The sequence below is a fragment of the Leisingera sp. S2M4 genome (assembly GCF_055398055.1).
Map to the genome: position 1 here is coordinate 93150 of NZ_AP040863.1, position 16429 is coordinate 109578.

Sequence of the window (16429 nt, forward strand, 5' to 3'; positions counted from 1 at the left end):
GCCTTAGTTCTGCACGAGCACCGCGCGGTCCACGAGGCCGCGCGCCAAAAGCCGGGTGACATCCACCAGGTCCTTGCCCGTCCCGTCACAGGGAATGAGCGGCAGTTCGGTGCAGGCCAGCAGCACGGTTTCGCTTTCCAGAGTGCCGATCAGCTCCTGGAACTGCGCCACCACGGCGGGATCAGTGCCACCAAGGCGTTTGACGTCATAGATGATCTGGTGCAGCAGGCCGGGATCTTTTGGCGTCTCAACCTCGAAGACCTCGGCAAGCCGGTGATAGGCAGACCAGCGGTCCATCTTGGTCACCGGTGCCGCCCCGAGCAGCGCGACCGAGGTCAGGCCCCGGCGCTTCAGATAGTCCTCGACCACGTCGCCAACCGAGACGAGCTGGGCGGCGCGCGGCGTGGCCTTGATCTGGCGCTCGTAGTAATTCAGCGTGTTGCAGGCGATGCCGATGACGTCGCTTTGCGCCGCAAGGTCGTCGAACACCCGTTCCAGCTCGGGCCAGACCGCGAGGTCGTTGGCCTCAAGCTCCATCGACAACCCGAGCACGGGCGACGAAATGATCCGCACGCGCGGTCCGTCGAGATCGCCGGTATAGCGCTCGCCCAACAGCGCCTTGGTTTCCTCGATCACCTTCTGCCACAGGTCGACCCCGGCTTCGGGCCCGGATCCCGCAATCAGTCCGATGCGACGTCGTTCACTGCGCGGCAGAATATCTTCGGCCTTCATTAAATTCATCTCCTTACAGCAGGTTGACTGCATTCCACTGGTCCAGTGTGGTCTGGCGCATTTCAGCAGATACCGAACCAGATTGGTCCTTCGCAGTGTTGCATCGGGGCGCCTCTACCCGTGCCCAAGCGAGCATCCACCAGCATCTGGGCGAGATCGCACAGTTGCCAGGGAGATACCAGCGCAGCCATGCATCGTGAGGGGCGGCGCAGTTGCCATCGGTGGGTCAGCCGCGACAGGCAGCGCGCAGAGCGACGGTGCGAGCCGATAAAATTGGCTGCATCCCCACGGAGCTTGTCGTGCCCGGGTCACAATCTTGCCAAGAACGTGGCTAGGAATTGTTCTCATGGTTTGGATCGTTTCCCATTTCCGCCTTCCGAGACGGTTTATGTTCGCTTGTGCAGGGCTTTGCCTCGGTAGCCTGGCTGCCCCTGCGGCGTTCGCGTTCGAGATCACTGCGGATGAACCGGTGGTGATCCTGTACGATCAGGAAGGGCGACCGGGGAAATGGGCGTTTTCCGAGGCCCCGAAAGTCGGGCTGGTGTCCAACGCGCTGATGGCGCATGCGTCGTCCCTGTCAGGCAGAACAGACGTCTCGCTGCGCTTGGCCTCATCCGGCACCGCCGGTAACGCCGCGACCGACTGTGCGACGGACCAGATCATCGTGCCCTTCGGGCAGGCATTTGGCCCGGACACCCTTGCACGCTATACGAAGCGGCTGTCAGCCGAGGGGCACCAGACCGCACCTGCCGTCGCCCTTCGGCAAGCGGTGGCTGACCTCGCGGCGCTTGGCGGCGGGCGGGTGATCTATTTTGCCGACACGCTGTCAAGTTGCGACGATGACCCGCTGTGGATCGCGGAGACCGCCCCGGACAGCGTCCGGATCGACGTCGTCGCGATCGGCGCAGCGAGGGATCTTCATGAACTGTCGGAGCTGGCCTTGGCTTCGGACGGTGAATTTCACCTCTGGTCCGGCCCCGACGGCGGGGTCGAGCCGGGCGGACCGATGATCGACGAGGTGTTGCCGGTGATCCAAGGCGGTGATGACAGCCGCATCGGATCTCGGCCACCGCGAAACATTCCGCTGCCCGATGCAACGGAAGGGGCCGATGTGGGTATCGATGTTGCTGCGCTCCGGCTCCGTGCCCCCGGAGCAGGGAGCAGCCTCACGCGCATCGATACGGGGATCGACCAATGTCCGGCCTTCGACGCGCTGTCGCGCACTCTGCTGGACTACGCAAATGGGGTCGCTAGCGACGCGCCGGTTGCTCGGGACGACCCCGTTGCCATCGCCTTCGTGCTGGACGCCAGCGGCTCCATGGCGGGACGTCAGGGGGGGCGCAGCAAGATGGCGATCGCCAAAGACGCCCTCGGCGAAGCGGTGCAGGCGTTGGATGGTGTGAATGCGGTGGCCTCCCTGCGGGCCTATGGCTTTGATGACAGCCTGCCCAAGACGCCGGAAGCAAGCTGCCCCAACACCGCGGAAATCGTACCCTTTGGCCCCAACAACGGGCGGCGGATCGCCCGCGTCGCCGAAGGGCTGCGGCCCTATGGCTACACCCCGCTGGCAGCCTCGCTGCGGGCGGCAGGCGAGCGCTTGCAATCTGTCCCGGCCAGCCGCCGGGTTGCGGTGTTGATCTCGGACGGAGAGGAGACTTGCGGCGGCGACCCGGTGAGTGAAGCTGCGGCGCTAGCGGACGCGGGGATTGGCGTGAACACCTATGTCGTGGGCTACGACCTGGATCCGGACCAGCGCCGGGAATTGCAGGCCGTGGCAGAGGCAGGCGGCACCGCTTATCTGGATGCAAAGGACGGACCGGGTTTGCGGCGTGTGCTCAAGGAGCTGGTTTCGGTGGTCATCGAGAAGACCGAGCGCATCGCCCCAAGCTGCGCGAACCCGGTGCAGGGCGGCTTGACGCCGGAAACCGCCACCGAGATCCCGCCCGGCATTTACACCGTCGGTGAGCTGCTGGAGCCCGGCGAGTTTCGATATTATCGCACCTCCATGGAAGAAGGACATCGAGCGGTGATCCGCGGGTTGATCCAGTCCTGGCAATATGTCGACACCGCTGATGGGCCAAGGGAGTCTGGCGCGGCACCGGCCGCGCTGACCATCGAAACCCGCTACCCGGATGGTCGTCCCACCGCCGCGCAGTCCGCGCGCGAGGTGGGCATTCCGGGAACCCCGGTGGAGACAACGTTTGTGGACACCACAGGTGGTGGGGTGGTCTTTGGGCTGGGGGACGCCTATCGCCGACTGCCGCCAGAGAGCTTGTTCGAGGTTAGCATCGTGCCTTTCGGTGATGGCGGCCCCGGAGACGCAGGTGCTTTGGCTGACGGCGAGGACGTCGCGCGCATCGGCCCGAACGGGAATGCCGACGGACATTTCGGATACGAAGACACGAAGGATGTCTGGCACTATGAGCCAGAGGCCGTCGGGCCACTGACGGCCTCTTTGTCCTACCGCGAGGGGGCGCCGAAGTACCGCCTGACGGTCTATGACGCGGCCAGCGGCAAACGGATCGGGCGCGGCAACAATGGCCCGGTGCAGTTCGAGGCGACCGGCGCGGTCCGGATCGTGGTCGAGAACCGGGCGCCGAAACTGCGGCCGGAACTGGGGGCCTATACCATTCGGGTGTCAGATGAGTAAGCGCGTGACAGCCCTGACGGGCCTGATCCTGACCTTGGCCGGCCAGACGGCGGCCCAGGATACTGCGCCATTGCCGCAGCTCGCCGCGTCCTATCTGTCCGAGGTGATGGATGCGGCGCGGCTTCAGGCTGCGGCGGAGAGCCCGGCAGGTGCGCCGGAGGTCCCGAAGCTGCTCGCCGGAGATTCGAGGTGGGTGGCACCGCAGGCGCAGCCCGGAATTGGCCCTCTGATAGGTCATTTTGCGGTTCACGGCGCCGAAGCCGCGCAGATTTCGGACGTGCAGCTGGCGGGTGAAGCCGCGCGGGTGACGGCGAAGGTTTCCTATGCCGAGCTGCCCGATGTTGATTGGCCTGTGACGCTGGATTTCCTGTGGCTTGGAGGGGAATGGAAAATCCGCGAGGTGGCACCGACGCGGCGGCGTGCCTTGCCGATCGATGCCGCGCCGGATGATGTTCTCGTGGCCTATCTTTCCGAGCTGAAGACCGCGGTCCAACGGCATGCCGTCCTGCCGCGAGACAGCTGGCTCGCGCAGGCGCTGCAGTCGCGCTGGGTTGCGGGGGGAGGAGGATATTGGCGGCGCGCAGTTGACTGCCCGCGCGAGCAACGAGCGGACTGCATGGCTGCGCCGCTGCAGGGCGCGGGCCTGTGGACCGCCTTGGCGCGGGAGCGCGAGGTTAACGTCCGGATCACGGATTTCCGGCTTGACCCCGCACAGCCTTCCGGCGCGCTGACCGTCACCACCGTGCGGCGAACCTACACGGCGGTGGAGATCTTCGATGCCGCCCTCGAAAGGGACAAGCGGCACGGATGGCAGCTTACGTCCCTGGCGCTCCGTCAGGATGGGACAGCCCCGGCGGCGGTCAGCCTTGAGGTCGAGACCAGTAGCGGCCTTTCCCTCGTTGCCTCGCTGCTTGATGCGATCACCGGTCCCGGGGCGCCATCACAGGCCGACCTGCTTGCTGATCCCGGCACGTTCACCCGCCATTTTGCCGACAGCCGCGACGGTCGAAAGGCTGCAGCGCAGACCATGAACCTGCCCCTTCTGCTATCGGCGCTGGGGGGAGACGCAAGCCGCCGGACAATTGCGGCGGAAGGATCGGACCGCGTCAGGGTGCACTATGCCGATGACCGGGGAAATGGGCGGAGCCTGCTGTTCTCCCTCATCTCTACCGATGACGGTCCGAAGATCAGAGAGGTCCTGATAGAATGAACGCCATACGCCGTTGTGCGCTGATCTGCGCCGCCGCCCTGACCATCCCGGCTGCCGCCCAGGCGACCAAGCTCACCGATGTCTTTGCGGCGTCGGGTTTCCTTGATCCCGGCGCGAACACCTTTGATCAGGTCACCGATTTCATGAACGCCTGGGATGCCGGGCAGCAGATGCCGGATCAGTGGAGCGATGATGCCGCGCCGCCGGAACCGGAGGACATGACACTTGGCTCACAATGCCTGACCCATCAGGCCTGCATGACCTGCACCGATGGCGCCGCCGACCGGGCGAACCGCGCGTTTGAGGTTCTGGTCAACAACGAAAGGCTACTGGCGCGCACCCTGCGCAAGGCGAAGATCCTCCACACCCTTGCCGAAGGGGCGGCGGCGCAGCATCCGGCAGGAAAGGCCGCCTATGCGCTGCAGCAGATCCGCGATATCGAACCGGCCAAGCGCACTTTTTTCGAGAACCTGGGGAAAGCGCAGGCCAACGCGCTTGAGGTCATGCGGGACTCGTTGACCGTCATTGGCACCTGTGAGCAGCAGCACCTTGGCCAGACGACCTTTCTGGCCCTCGCGGAGCATAGCTACCAGATCGCGAAGATCCGTTTTGCCCTGGGTCTGAAAGGTGAAGCACAATGAAGCGGTTGGCAGCAGGATTACTGGTGGCAGCTGCACTGCCCGCCGCCGCCGCGCCGGTCAATGACGGCGACTACGCCACGGCCGAGCCGGTGGCGATTACCCAGCCCATCGCGGGCGGCCCCGACGGCGGACGCGAGGGGTTCTGGTTGATCTCCCTCGGGGGCGACGATCTGGCCGATGGCTACCGGATCGATCCGCCGCCGCAGGCCGGGGACAGGGTCGACATTATCGGTGCCACGGAGGACGGCCGCCGCATCCCGGCCACGATTGAACTGGTGCGGCGCTTTGGGGGGCAAGTGGTTGCCAGTGCGAGCCTCATGGAGCGCGCGTCCTACGCTGGCTGGGTTGCCGATGCACCGGTATTCCTCCGGGTGTCGATCCCAGCCGGATCAGCGCCGGAAGAGATGCTGGTCGGGGTGCGAATTACCCCGGCAGGGCGGGCGACCGCGACGAATGCCACCCCTGATGGCGGCCCCCGGAAAGACACGCAAGTCCCCCTGCTTGTGGTTCCGGCCAACTAGGCCGTGGACCAGCCAGGAACGGATTTCTGAAAGAGCGCCCGCAGGAATTGCCTGCGGGCGCTCGGGTCGTTTGAAGCAGTGTTATTCGGCTGGGAAGGGTTCGTCGTCTTCCACGGTCGACGCGATTCCGGCCATGCTCCGGCGGCTGTCGTTGATGATTGCCTTGATCAGGGCAAAGCCCATCAGCACCATCGCGAAGCTGAAGGGCAATGCGGCGATGACCATCGCGGTCTGAATGGCCTTGAGACCGCCGACCACGAGCAAGGCTCCGACGACCAATGCCAGCGCAAATCCCCAGAAGATGATATGGGGGCGTGCCTTGGGGCCATCGTCGCCGGCTGCATTGATGGTGTTGATGATCAACACGGCCGAGTCTGCCGACGTCACCAGGTAGGTCAGCAGCAGGATCACCACGACGACAGAAAACACCCAGGTCAACCCGTCGCTGAGCAAGACCGAAAGCGTGGCATAGAGCTGATCCGAAATCCCGACGCCGAGGATCGCGTTATCCGCCGTGCCGTTGAGTTCCAGATCAATGGCGGTGCCTCCGATGAATGCGAACCAGATGAAGCACATGATCGACGGAATGATCATAGCGCCGAGGATGAATTCGCGCACCGTGCGCCCCCGCGAGATCCGGGCGAGGAACAGGCCGACGAATGGCGTCACCGCGATCCACCAAGCCCAGTAGAACACGGTCCAGCCGCCTTGCCATCCGGCCAGCGCGGCGCCCTGTTCGGTGCCGTCATCGGACCATACGGTAAAGCTGATGCCGGGCAGGGCGCGCAGGTAGTCCCAGATGCCGACAAAGAACACCTCAAGAGCGAACAGCGTCGATCCGAACACCAGGAAGAAGGCCAGCAGGAAGAAGCTCAGCCCCATGTTCAGGTTGGACAGCCATTTGATCCCGCGTCCAACGCCGGACAGGGCGGACGCCGTGGAAGCACCGACGATGACCAGAAGGGCGAACAGGATCGCGGCAAAGGAAGCTTTCTGGCCGCCGTTTCCGTCGTCGACCAGCAGCCAGTCGCCGACACCAATGCGTGCAAGACCGGCCACGAATTGCTCCACGCCGAACCCAAGCGTCTGCGCGATGCCCAGAACGATGGCAACCACCGATACGATGTCCACCACGTGACCCAGCGGCCCGGACAGCGATTTTCCGAACAGCGGGATCAGCGCCGTGCGCACCGTCAGCGGCAGATTGCGCCGGTAAGAGAAATAGGCAAAGGCCAACCCGGCGATCGCATAGGCGCCCCAGGCCGACAGGCCCCAGTGCGCGAAGGACCAGACGTAGGCCGATCGCACCGTCTCGGCCGACATGCCGGCCACTTCACCAAGGATCACGTTGGGGTTGTTCTGGAAATGATAGATCGGTTCGGCGGTGGCGAAGGTCAGCATGCCGATCCCGATCCCCGCACTGAACATCATGGAAAACCAGGAGAAATTAGAAAACTCTGGCTTTTCATCATCGCGGCCCAGCCGCAAGCGGCCGGAGATAGGCAAGATCGCCAGAACCAGGCAGAGGATGAGGAAAAACGCGACGACGTAGATGTACCAGTAATTGAACACGCCAAGAATGAGCGTGTTGAACGAGCCCAGAGCGGTCGATGCGCTTTCGGGGAAGGCCACGGCCCAGACGATCAGCGCCGAAACGAGCAGCTTGGCTCCGACGGCCACGTTTTTGGAGAAGCCGGCGTAAAAGCCGCTCTCTGAAACTGGAATCTCCAATTGGTCTAAAGGTGGTTTCACGCTTTCCTCCCTGGTTGGTGAAACAAGTCCGCCAGCAGCCCCCGGCCTTGGGGGCTGTTGACGAGAAATTGGTGAGCTGGAATGTCTGCTCAGGTGGTTTGGCCCATCAGGCGCTCATCGAAGGGATAGCGGGTCAGGTTTTCGTAACCGTCGTCGGTGATCAGCACCTGATCCTCGAGCTTGATGGAGAAATCGCCGCCCTCGGGGCTGACCAGTGCCTCGACACACAGCACCATTCCCGGCTCCAGCTCATAGTCGAAGGCGCCTTCGACCATCTGATCCGGATAGGCGACCAGCGGCCATTCATCGCACAGTCCGACACCGTGCATCATGCAGCCGTATTTCTGCGCCTGGAACTGATCATCCAGTTTGTGGCAGGCGCGGCTGATGTCTTCGATATTCGCGCCGGGTTTCAGCAGTTCCATGTTGGCCTGGATATGCTCGTATCCGTGCTGCATGGCGTAGATCATGTCGGGGCGGGGCGGTTGATCGCCGATCCACCAGCTGCGCGAGATGTCGATGCAGATGCCATAGGCGCCGACGAGGTCGGTATCGAAACTGACGATCTCGTTGTTCTGGACGATCCGGGGACCGCATTCCTGGAACCACGGGTTGGTCCGCGGGCCAGAGGTGAGCAGCCGGGTCTCGATCCACTCGCCGCCGCGACGGATGTTCTCGGCGTGCAGGACCGCCCAGATGTCATCTTCGCTCATGTTGCCCTGCGGCACACCCTCGCGCGCGGCCTGTTCCATGATTGCCACCGCCTGTTCGCAGGCGTGATGGGCGCAGCGCATGGCCAGGATCTCGTCCGGCCCCTTGACCGCGCGGCACTTCTCGGTGACTTCCTCGCCGGGCATGATTTCAAGCCCTTGCGCCTGCAGCGCGTGCAGCCCGTGCAGCATGACCTTGTCGACCGCCAGGCGTTTGTTGCCGCCCGCGTGTTCCTGCAGAAGGATGCGGACTTCGTTCGAGAACTTGTCCGCCGCCACATCGATTTTGTCACCCCGGTCGAAGTAGAAGAGATCCGCGCCGGCGCGCTGTTCCCGCACCAGCGGGTTGAACTCGCTGAGGAACGGCGACTGCTTGTAATCCCAGATGACGAGATAGCCATCAGCGCACAGCAGCACCGCCCGGAAGGGGTTGTGGGTGTTCCACAGCTGCATGTTGGTGCTGTCGGTGATGTACCGGATGTTCAGCGGGTCGAACAGCAGGATGCCGCCGTAGCCGCGATCGTTGATGAAACGCGTCAGTCGCTCCCAGCGGAACTTGCGCATGGCCTGCAGGTCGGGCAGCTGCAGCCCGGCGGCTTCCCATTCGCGGAAGGCCAGCTGGGTCGGGCCGATCTCGACCCGGTCATTGTCATTGGGGGTGTTGTCACCCAGCGTTGCGCCGCGGCTGGGATCGATCTTTCGGACATCTCTGTGATGAGAATTCATGACGTGATCCCCTTTCTAAGGTCTGATTGCATGCAAAAATGCCCGCGCACCATCGGTGCGCGGGCCGTTGATCAAGCTATGTTCGCGGCCTGGTCCACGTATTGGCCGATCTCCGAATTCGGGATGCTCAGGTCGTGTTGTTCCGAGGCCTGATCTGCATATTTGCCGATGGCAGCGCGCGGGGTGCGCGGGGTGCGCTTTTCCGCGGTGTAATCGTTGATCAGGTCACAGGGCGTATAGTTGCGTTCGATCTCGTGCAGATCTTCTGCATCGAGCTCAGTTTCAAGCGCCGCAAATGCGGTGTCGAGCTGTGCAACACTGTCCGCGCCGACCAGCATCGACGAGATTTCAGGCTTGCGCAGAACCCAGGCCTGCGCCACCTGCGGCGCGGTGATGCCCTTGGCCTCTGCCACGCGCTGCACGGAACAGGCAATGTCGTAAGAGGCCTGGTCATTGTACATCTGCGCGGTGAAGAAATCGGTCTTGTTGCGCAGCGAGTGCGGCTCATTGGCCAGGATGCCCCGGGCCAGCGGACTGAACGCCGACACCCCGATACCCTGGTCCATGCAGAAGGGGATCATCTCGCGCTCTTCCTCGCGGTAGGCGCAGTTTAGCTGAAGCTGCATGTTGATCGGCTTGGACCAGCCATGCCGTTCGCAGACATTCAGGATCTTGGCGAATTGCCAGGTGTACATGGTCGACACGCCGATATACCGCGCCTTGCCGCTGCGCACGACGTCGTTCAGCGCTTCCATGGTTTCTTCGACCGGGGTTTCGGTGTCGAAGTAATGCAGCATGTAGATGTCGATGTAGTCCATCTTCAGACGCTGCAACGAACCATCGATCGCGTCCAGGATATGCTTGCGCGAGGTGCCGTAGGAATTCACGTCCTGACCGATCTGGTAGCCCAGCTTGGTGGTCAGGATCAGCTCATCCCGGCGCGCCAGGCGACGCAGGATGTTGCCAACCACGGCTTCGCCTTCGCCAGCCGAGTAGAAGTCCGCCAGATCGATGAAGTTGATGCCGTTGTCCAGCGCATGGCCGATCAGCGGCTCGCTTTCACTTTCGTCAAAGATCCAGGGCTTCCAGTCTTTGGATCCCATGTTCATCGTACCAAGGCACAGCCGAGAGACGCGCAGGCCGGAGTTTCCAAGGCGTGTGTATTTCATTCGACAGTCTTTCCTAGTGAATGAATGGATGGTGGAGAGGATAGGGGAGGATCACCCGTAGGCGATCCAGATCCCTTTGGTTTTGGTGTAGGAGCTGAGCGAGTGGATGGCCATTTCCTTGCCCCAGCCGCTTTCCTTGAAACCGCCGAACGGGCTGGACAGGCCGTAGCAGCCATAGCGGTTCACAAAGATCATGCCCGCATCCAGGCGGTCAGCCATCCGGTGCGCGACATTGATGTTGCCGGTGTAGACGCCGGCGGCCAGACCATAGGTGGTGTCATTGGCCAGCTTCAGCGCGTCTTCGGCGGTGTCGAACGGTGTGCAGGACAGAACCGGCCCGAAGATTTCCTCCTGGGCGATGCGCGCGGAGCCCGGCACATTCGCGAAGATCGTCGGACGGATGAACAGGCCGTTGGCATTGTCACCCTGCTGATCCGCATAGCCGCCGGCGACGAGTTCAGCTTCGCCCTTGCCGATCTCGATGTAGTCCATGATCCGCTTGAACTGCGCCGGGTTGCACTGCGGGCCTTGCTGCGCATCCGGCGAGAGCGGGTCGCCGCAGCGCACCGCCTCGGCCTTCTCGATCAGGCGGCTCATGACATAGTCATAGCTGCCTTTCTGGATCAGGAAGCGGGTCGGCTCGGAGCATTTCTCGCCTTTGTGCGAGAACATCACAGTAAAGGCGCGGTCGATTGCAGCATCCAGATCCGGCGTGTCGTCAAAGAAGATGCACGGCGACTTGCCGCCCAGCTCCAGCGTCACCGCCTTGAGGTTCGACTGGCCCGAGTTCTGCACGATCTGACGGCCCACGTTGGTGCTGCCGGTGAAGGACACCTTGTGGACGTCGCGGCTGACCGTCATGTGGTTGGCCACCGGCCCGTCGCAGACCAGCAGGTTCAGCAGCCCGGCAGGCAGGTCCAGCTCGCGGTCGATCAGCTCGAACAGGAATTGCGTGGCCAGCGGCGTGTATTCGGAGGGCTTCATCACCACAGTGTTGCCCATGGCCAGCGCCGGGGCGATCTTCAGGCTGGCCTGGTAGAGCGGGAAGTTCCAAGGCGCGATCAGGGCGCAGACGCCCACCGGCTCCTTGTTGGTGAAGTTCAGGAAGCCGTCTTCGACCGGGGAGACCTCACCGTAGAACTTGTCGGTCCAACCTGCGTAGTATTCGAAGATCTCGGCGCAGGTCGGGATATCGTCCACCATGGCCTCGGAGAGCAGTTTGCCATTCGGCAGGCTTTCCAGAATGGCCAGTTTCTGCGTGTTCTCCCGGATCAGTCGCGCAATGGCATTGAGCACATCGGCGCGCTGCTTGCGGGTGGTCTTGCGGCTCCAGACATCACTTTGGTGGCAGCGGTGGGCGGCGGCTGCTGCGGCATCCGCCTGGCCCGCATCGGCCAGCGCAATGGTGCTCAGCGTTTCGCCTGTGGCGGGATTTTTCACGTCCCAGGTCTGACCGGCGCCGGTCACCCACTGGCCGTCGATATACTGCTTCTTTTCCGCCTTCAGCCAAGTTTTGGCCCAGCTCAGATCTGCATCGAGTGTCATTGTACTTCCTCTATTTCGGAGAGAGCTGCGCGCACGATAGACACATCGCCCGCGGCCTGTTTCGCCACGGCCGAGGCACGGCTGTAGCCAAATTTGCGTTTGAGCTGCATGAGGCTCGGCCCCAGGCCCTGCGCATTTTCCGTGTTGCGCTGGATGTTCAGTTCCAGCCCCTGCACGCAATTGCGGCGCAGCGAGGCGACGCCGCCCTGCAACAGCGCGAGCATGTCGAGCAGGGCGATCACCACCAGCATCTGCCAGGGGTTGTAGTCCAGCTCTCCGTGATCCTGGGTCATGCGTACGGTCGCCGCGTGGCCACAGGCCATCATTGCGCATTGCATGGTGTATTCCGGGATCGTCGGGTTGATCTTGCCGGGAATGGCCGATGAGCCGGGCTGTTTTTCCGGCAAGCGGATTTCGCCGAAGCCTGCATGCGGCCCCGACGCCATCAGGCGCAGATCGCCGCCGAAACGGACAAGCGTCCGGGCGATCAGTTCCAGCGTCGAGGCCAGAGCCTGGAGCGGATCATGGGCTTGCGAAGCGGCAAACAGATTGTCGGCGCGGCGCAGATCATGCTCCAGCCCGGCTTGCTCCAGAACCGCGTTCAACTGGTCCATGATCTGGGCGAAGAAGTCCGGATCGCAATCATCGGTGCGGCCGATGATGTTGCCGCCCAGGTTTACCGCCGCCAGCTCGCTCGCATCGGATTGGGCGCGCTGTGTCAGCTGCCGCAGGTTGTGTGCAACCCCGCCAAAATAATCAGCCGCGCGAATATCCACTGCATCCTGCAGACAGGTGCGCGCCAGCTTGGGCTGATCCCCCGACCGGTCCGCGAACTGCTCCAGATCATCCACCAGCCCGCACAGCTCTGCCTCCAGCCCGGCCCATGCGGCACGCGCCGCGATATGGCAAGCCGTCGACAGGCAGTCGCTGGTGGAATGGTTGAGGTTGATGTGGTCGTTCGGGTGCAGCGGCGCGTAGCTGCCAAACGGCGCACCAAACCCGCGGTGATTTGCCAGATTGGCGAGCGCCTCATTGACGTTCATGTTGATGCCAATGCCGCCACCCCCATGAAATGAATGTATGGGAAAATCGGTCTCGAAGGGGCGGGACAGCAGATGGTCAATGGCCGCGCTGATCGCTGCTTCGGCGTCTTTCGGCAACGCGCCGATGGCCACGTTGGTGCGCGCTGCCGCGCGTTTGACGTGCAGCATCGCTTCGATCAGCTGTGGATATGCCGACAGCTTTTGTGCGCCAGAAACGGGAAATATCCCAACAGAGCGCTGTGTTTGCGCCCCATAGCAGGCAGCCGCGGGGACGAAGACCGCGCCAAGCGTATCATGCTCTGTCCTGAAATGATCCACTGGCCCCACGCCTCCCTCATGTCGAGCTGCCATGGCGTGTCTTTGGGGAAATTCAGGGATTCAGGCAAATTACAAAAAGGAATGGTCATTCCTTTTTGTAATGACCTTGGCGCCCAAAACCCTTAGGTCAGGGACAACCTGTTCCAACGACCTGCGCATCGACCCCATGAAATCACTTCCAAGTCTCACCTCACTCCGGGCGTTTTCAGTTGTCGGCAATTGCCTCAGCGTAACGGGAGCGGCCCAGCAGCTGGGTGTCACCCAGAGCGCCGTCAGCCGTCAGATCAAGGCGTTGGAGGACGCGCTGGACCTCAAGCTGTTTGATCGGGTCGGCAACAGTATTTCCCTGACGGACGAGGGCCGGGCCCTGCATGAGAGGGTGTATGAAACCTTCGGCCTGCTCGAAGACGCCGTGGGCGAAGCAGCCGGCTCCCTGAAGCGGCAGAAGATCAACCTGCTGGCCCCGCCGACCTTGGCATCCCGCTGGCTGACGCGGCGCCTGTCCTCCTATCCACAACGGTTTCCCGGTGTCGAACTGGCGATTCACACCGTGGCACGGCCGGATATCCGTATGGACTGCGTCGTCCATTTCGGTGCCCATCCCACGGCGGGATCGGAACATGTGCAACTGCTGGTGGAGCAGCACATCGCGGTCTGCTCACCCGCGCTTTTCGAAGACCGTGAAGCGATGCGGGCAAGCTGCCTTTTGCATGTTTTTGACAAGGGGGTGCGGTTTCCCCTGTGGGAGGACTGGCAAGCGCTTGAGCCGGACAACCCGGATCTTCCCAGCGGCACATCCATGGAATTTGCGACGCTGGAGCTTGCCATTCAGGCCGCCAAGAACTCGGTCGGTGTCGCCGTGGTTGACCGGAACATGATTGAATACGAGCTCAGCGCGGGCAGCCTCGTCCAGATTTCCCCGACAACCGTAGTTGGGCCAAATGGCTACTGGCTGGAAATTTCCGAAGGGCAGCAAGCCAAGCGGCGTTCGGTGCAGTTCTTTCGCTGGCTCAGAGGTGTCGCGGGGCTGACGGTGAACGCCTTGTAGCAATGGCGCGTCATGTCGGTTGCAACACCGTAGCGGCCCAGCGATCCCCGATGTCGCCAAAGCAGTCGTGGATCGAGTCGCTGGCGATACTGCTGCCGTTCGACAGTCTTCCAGCCAGTCCGAGCCCCTGTACCGGGGTGCCGTCTGCCCGGACCAGAACCGCATCCGATCTGCAGCATGCGCCCAATCCGTCATCAAGAGCCGAGAGAACCCTTGTCTCCAGCAGGCCCGATACCAGCGGTTCCGTCACTTGGCCAAGCGCCGGGGGCGGCAGCACGCTGTCGATCATGACGTCCGCGATCACAGCCGTGTCCTCGGCCTGTATCTCCCAGCCTTCCGGGCGCAGCCTGACGTCCGGATCGTCTGCGGCCCGCGGGTCTACCAATCCGGTTTCGATCAGCGTCAGCAGCTGGCGCGCCGTCTCGATCGGGGCCCCGTAGGAATACCGCTTCAGCCCCTCGTCAAACGCGGTAAAGGTGCGGGCGGTGTTCGGGGGGATCGGCCTGCTGTCATAAACACGGCGGAGCAGCGGCTGCCATTTGCGCCACAGCTGCCCGACCGTGTAGCCGATCGTCGGCAGATCCTGGCCCTCCGCCTGCCGGATGCCACAGCGCAACGCCTCGGACGTCGCGAGCTGTTCCTGGGTGCCCGCGGCCGCCACTTCCTGTTGCAGCCAGTCCTGGATGTCGTCCTGCTCCACTGCCCCGCCGACGGAATGGATCACACGAGCCACGGCAGCGCCAAGGGCCCCGAAAAGCGCGGAGGGCCCTGCGTCCGCGGCCCCCAAAAGCGCGGCGTGTAGGGCCGCCTCGAAGGCCGCATCTTCCTCCGGCAGCGGGTCAAACCGTGCGTCCAGCGCGGCATTCAGCGGCTTCGGCGCAGGCGGTTGCCCATCCAGTGAAAAGGGGATGATCCGGGCGGGCTCCCGTCCCGAGGCAATGTAGCGTGTGCCTTCAAACCGACCGCCCAGCCCCAGCGTCAGCATGCGGATCACATCGAGCGACGACAGGGCGAGTCCGCGAATGCCGACGATACGCCCGGCCCATGCGTCGGCCGCTTCGATCAACGCATGGCCGGGATAGGCCGTGCACAGCGGCAATCCATGGAGATGCGCATGTTTGCGCCAGCGTTCGAGCTGTGGATCCGGGTCCGTCTGTGGCTGACCAAGCGACATCAGCACATGTTCATAAGGGCCGTGGGAGTGGTCCGCGCACTGCAGCCGCCAGCCGGTCTGATCCTGATGCGCCGCGTTGACACGCGCCTGGTGATGTTCCACTGACACGGCTTCTGGCAACTGTGCCCAAAGGGCTTTGTACCGCTCATGCAAATAGGTGCCGAGCAGCGCGCGCGGCAGATAGGCGTCCCCATCCTGCGCGCCGTCTTGCAGGCGGTCTTTCAGCCAGGTCGAAAAATCCTGCTGCACCCCCGAGCACGGTGGCGGGGGTGGCAATGAGATGCTGCGCAGGGGCAGGTTCAGCAGGCAGATCTCGCTCTCGTCGGGGCTGAAGCTGGGGCCGGCCCCCGGCCAACGGGAGGGATCAAACACATCGATAGCGACCGAAGTTCCGGTGACCAACGCATGTCGCACCAGCGCCTCAAGCGCGCCAAGTCCACGCGGCCCGAAGCCGACAATCGCCACGCGGCGCCGGGCTTGCGTCATGATGCCATCCTCTCCTCTGCGCGCTTTCGCCACCTTGGGTCACAGTGGGCTGCAGGTGCAAGGAGATAAGTCGCGGACGCACAAAGTGGTTCCCGTTGATCGGATCGCGGCAAGCGCGGCTGTCCGTTGCAGCGGCGCGCGGCGGCTGTGCGCTTCAGCAGCCCAATGGCGGCAATAGGTTTCGGGAACGGTTGCTTGTCCGGCTGCGCGCGGACCGGCGTCTGGTGGTGTCTGCCAAAGGAAAATATGGTCACTTCGCTCGGTCGCATCTGGTACCGCAGGCAGCATCCCTGGTGTGAGCCATTTGCAAAGTGATGCGCTGCCGCTGAGCGGCAGGACTTGTCCCTCCCCGGCGAACCGGGGCGGGACCGCGATGCTCAGGTATTGGCCATTTCGCTGGCCGCACGCAGTCGATCGCGGAGTTTCTCCAGCGTGACGCCAGCGGCGGCGGCGGGCAGATCGGCAGGGCCGGCGTCATCCACCTGCGCCTGCACGCGTTTGTAGAACCCTGAGAGCCCGGCCAAGGTCTGAATCACCAGATCGAAATCCTGCAAGGATCGAAGTTCCTGGCTGGTTGGGGCGGTGCCCCGTTCCAGAATGTCCAGAACAACGTCTTCCAAGGCCTGCATCTGGCGCCCCAGCTGTTCCATTTCCCACGCCGAGGCGGCGCAAAGTTCGCTCAGGGCTTTGCCGGGACGCTCCAT

Annotated in this window: 13 protein-coding genes; 5 read left to right on the forward strand and 8 right to left on the reverse strand. The window is 63.3% G+C overall.

Annotation, left to right across the window (positions count from 1 at the left end):
- Positions 1-3: 3 nt before the first annotated feature.
- Positions 4-732, reverse strand: a complete 729-nt coding sequence (locus ACZ52D_RS19360; protein WP_464443732.1) for an aspartate/glutamate racemase family protein — start codon at positions 730-732, stop codon at positions 4-6.
- 388 nt (positions 733-1120) lie between these two features.
- Between ACZ52D_RS19360 and ACZ52D_RS19365 the strand changes: the two genes are divergently transcribed.
- The 4 genes from ACZ52D_RS19365 to ACZ52D_RS19380 all read left to right on the forward strand — a co-directional run bounded on the left by ACZ52D_RS19365 (position 1121) and on the right by ACZ52D_RS19380 (position 5754).
- On the forward strand, positions 1121-3382 hold the full coding sequence (locus ACZ52D_RS19365) for a vWA domain-containing protein (protein ID WP_464443733.1): 2262 nt from the start codon (positions 1121-1123) through the stop codon (positions 3380-3382).
- 70 nt (positions 3383-3452) lie between these two features.
- Positions 3453-4592 (forward strand): hypothetical protein, encoded by a 1140-nt coding sequence (locus tag ACZ52D_RS19370; RefSeq protein ID WP_464443734.1) that lies wholly within the window; start codon positions 3453-3455, stop codon positions 4590-4592.
- Complete coding sequence (locus ACZ52D_RS19375; RefSeq protein ID WP_464443735.1) at positions 4589-5233, forward strand: hypothetical protein; 645 nt, start codon at positions 4589-4591, stop codon at positions 5231-5233. Before ACZ52D_RS19370 ends, ACZ52D_RS19375 begins: the two co-directional genes overlap by 4 nt.
- A 23-nt stretch (positions 5234-5256) precedes the next feature.
- Positions 5257-5754, forward strand: coding sequence for a hypothetical protein (locus ACZ52D_RS19380; RefSeq protein ID WP_464443736.1), 498 nt, complete (start codon positions 5257-5259; stop codon positions 5752-5754).
- An 81-nt stretch (positions 5755-5835) separates the two neighbouring features.
- Here ACZ52D_RS19380 and ACZ52D_RS19385 read toward each other — a convergent pair whose 3' ends face one another.
- From ACZ52D_RS19385 to ACZ52D_RS19405, 5 genes are all read right to left on the reverse strand, one after another.
- On the reverse strand, positions 5836-7506 hold the full coding sequence (locus tag ACZ52D_RS19385) for a BCCT family transporter (RefSeq protein WP_464443737.1): 1671 nt from the start codon (positions 7504-7506) through the stop codon (positions 5836-5838).
- 89 nt (positions 7507-7595) lie between these two features.
- The gene (gene dddP / locus ACZ52D_RS19390; protein WP_464443738.1) at positions 7596-8942 is read right to left on the reverse strand and encodes a dimethylsulfonioproprionate lyase DddP; all 1347 of its coding nucleotides are present in this window, start codon (positions 8940-8942) and stop codon (positions 7596-7598) included.
- 71 nt (positions 8943-9013) lie between these two features.
- Positions 9014-10111, reverse strand: coding sequence for an aldo/keto reductase (locus tag ACZ52D_RS19395; protein WP_222456029.1), 1098 nt, complete (start codon positions 10109-10111; stop codon positions 9014-9016).
- Positions 10112-10162: 51 nt separating this feature from the next.
- Entirely contained in the window at positions 10163-11656 is a 1494-nt protein-coding gene (locus tag ACZ52D_RS19400; RefSeq protein WP_464443739.1) for an aldehyde dehydrogenase family protein, read from the reverse strand.
- A complete protein-coding gene (locus tag ACZ52D_RS19405; RefSeq protein ID WP_464443740.1) occupies positions 11653-13050 on the reverse strand; it encodes a lyase family protein in 1398 nt (465 codons plus the stop codon). The genes ACZ52D_RS19400 and ACZ52D_RS19405 overlap by 4 nt, the downstream gene beginning before the upstream one ends.
- 67 nt (positions 13051-13117) lie before the next feature.
- On the opposite strand from ACZ52D_RS19405, the gene ACZ52D_RS19410 reads away from it, so the two are divergent.
- Entirely contained in the window at positions 13118-14065 is a 948-nt protein-coding gene (locus ACZ52D_RS19410; protein WP_464443741.1) for a LysR family transcriptional regulator, read from the forward strand.
- A gap of 10 nt (positions 14066-14075) precedes the next feature.
- Here the strand turns inward: ACZ52D_RS19410 and ACZ52D_RS19415 are convergent, their stop codons facing one another.
- Both ACZ52D_RS19415 and ACZ52D_RS19420 read right to left on the reverse strand, forming a co-directional pair.
- Complete coding sequence (locus tag ACZ52D_RS19415; RefSeq protein WP_464443742.1) at positions 14076-15725, reverse strand: FAD/NAD(P)-binding protein; 1650 nt, start codon at positions 15723-15725, stop codon at positions 14076-14078.
- Between the two features lie 377 nt (positions 15726-16102).
- On the reverse strand, positions 16103-16429 hold the full coding sequence (locus tag ACZ52D_RS19420; RefSeq protein WP_222456024.1) for a hypothetical protein: 327 nt from the start codon (positions 16427-16429) through the stop codon (positions 16103-16105).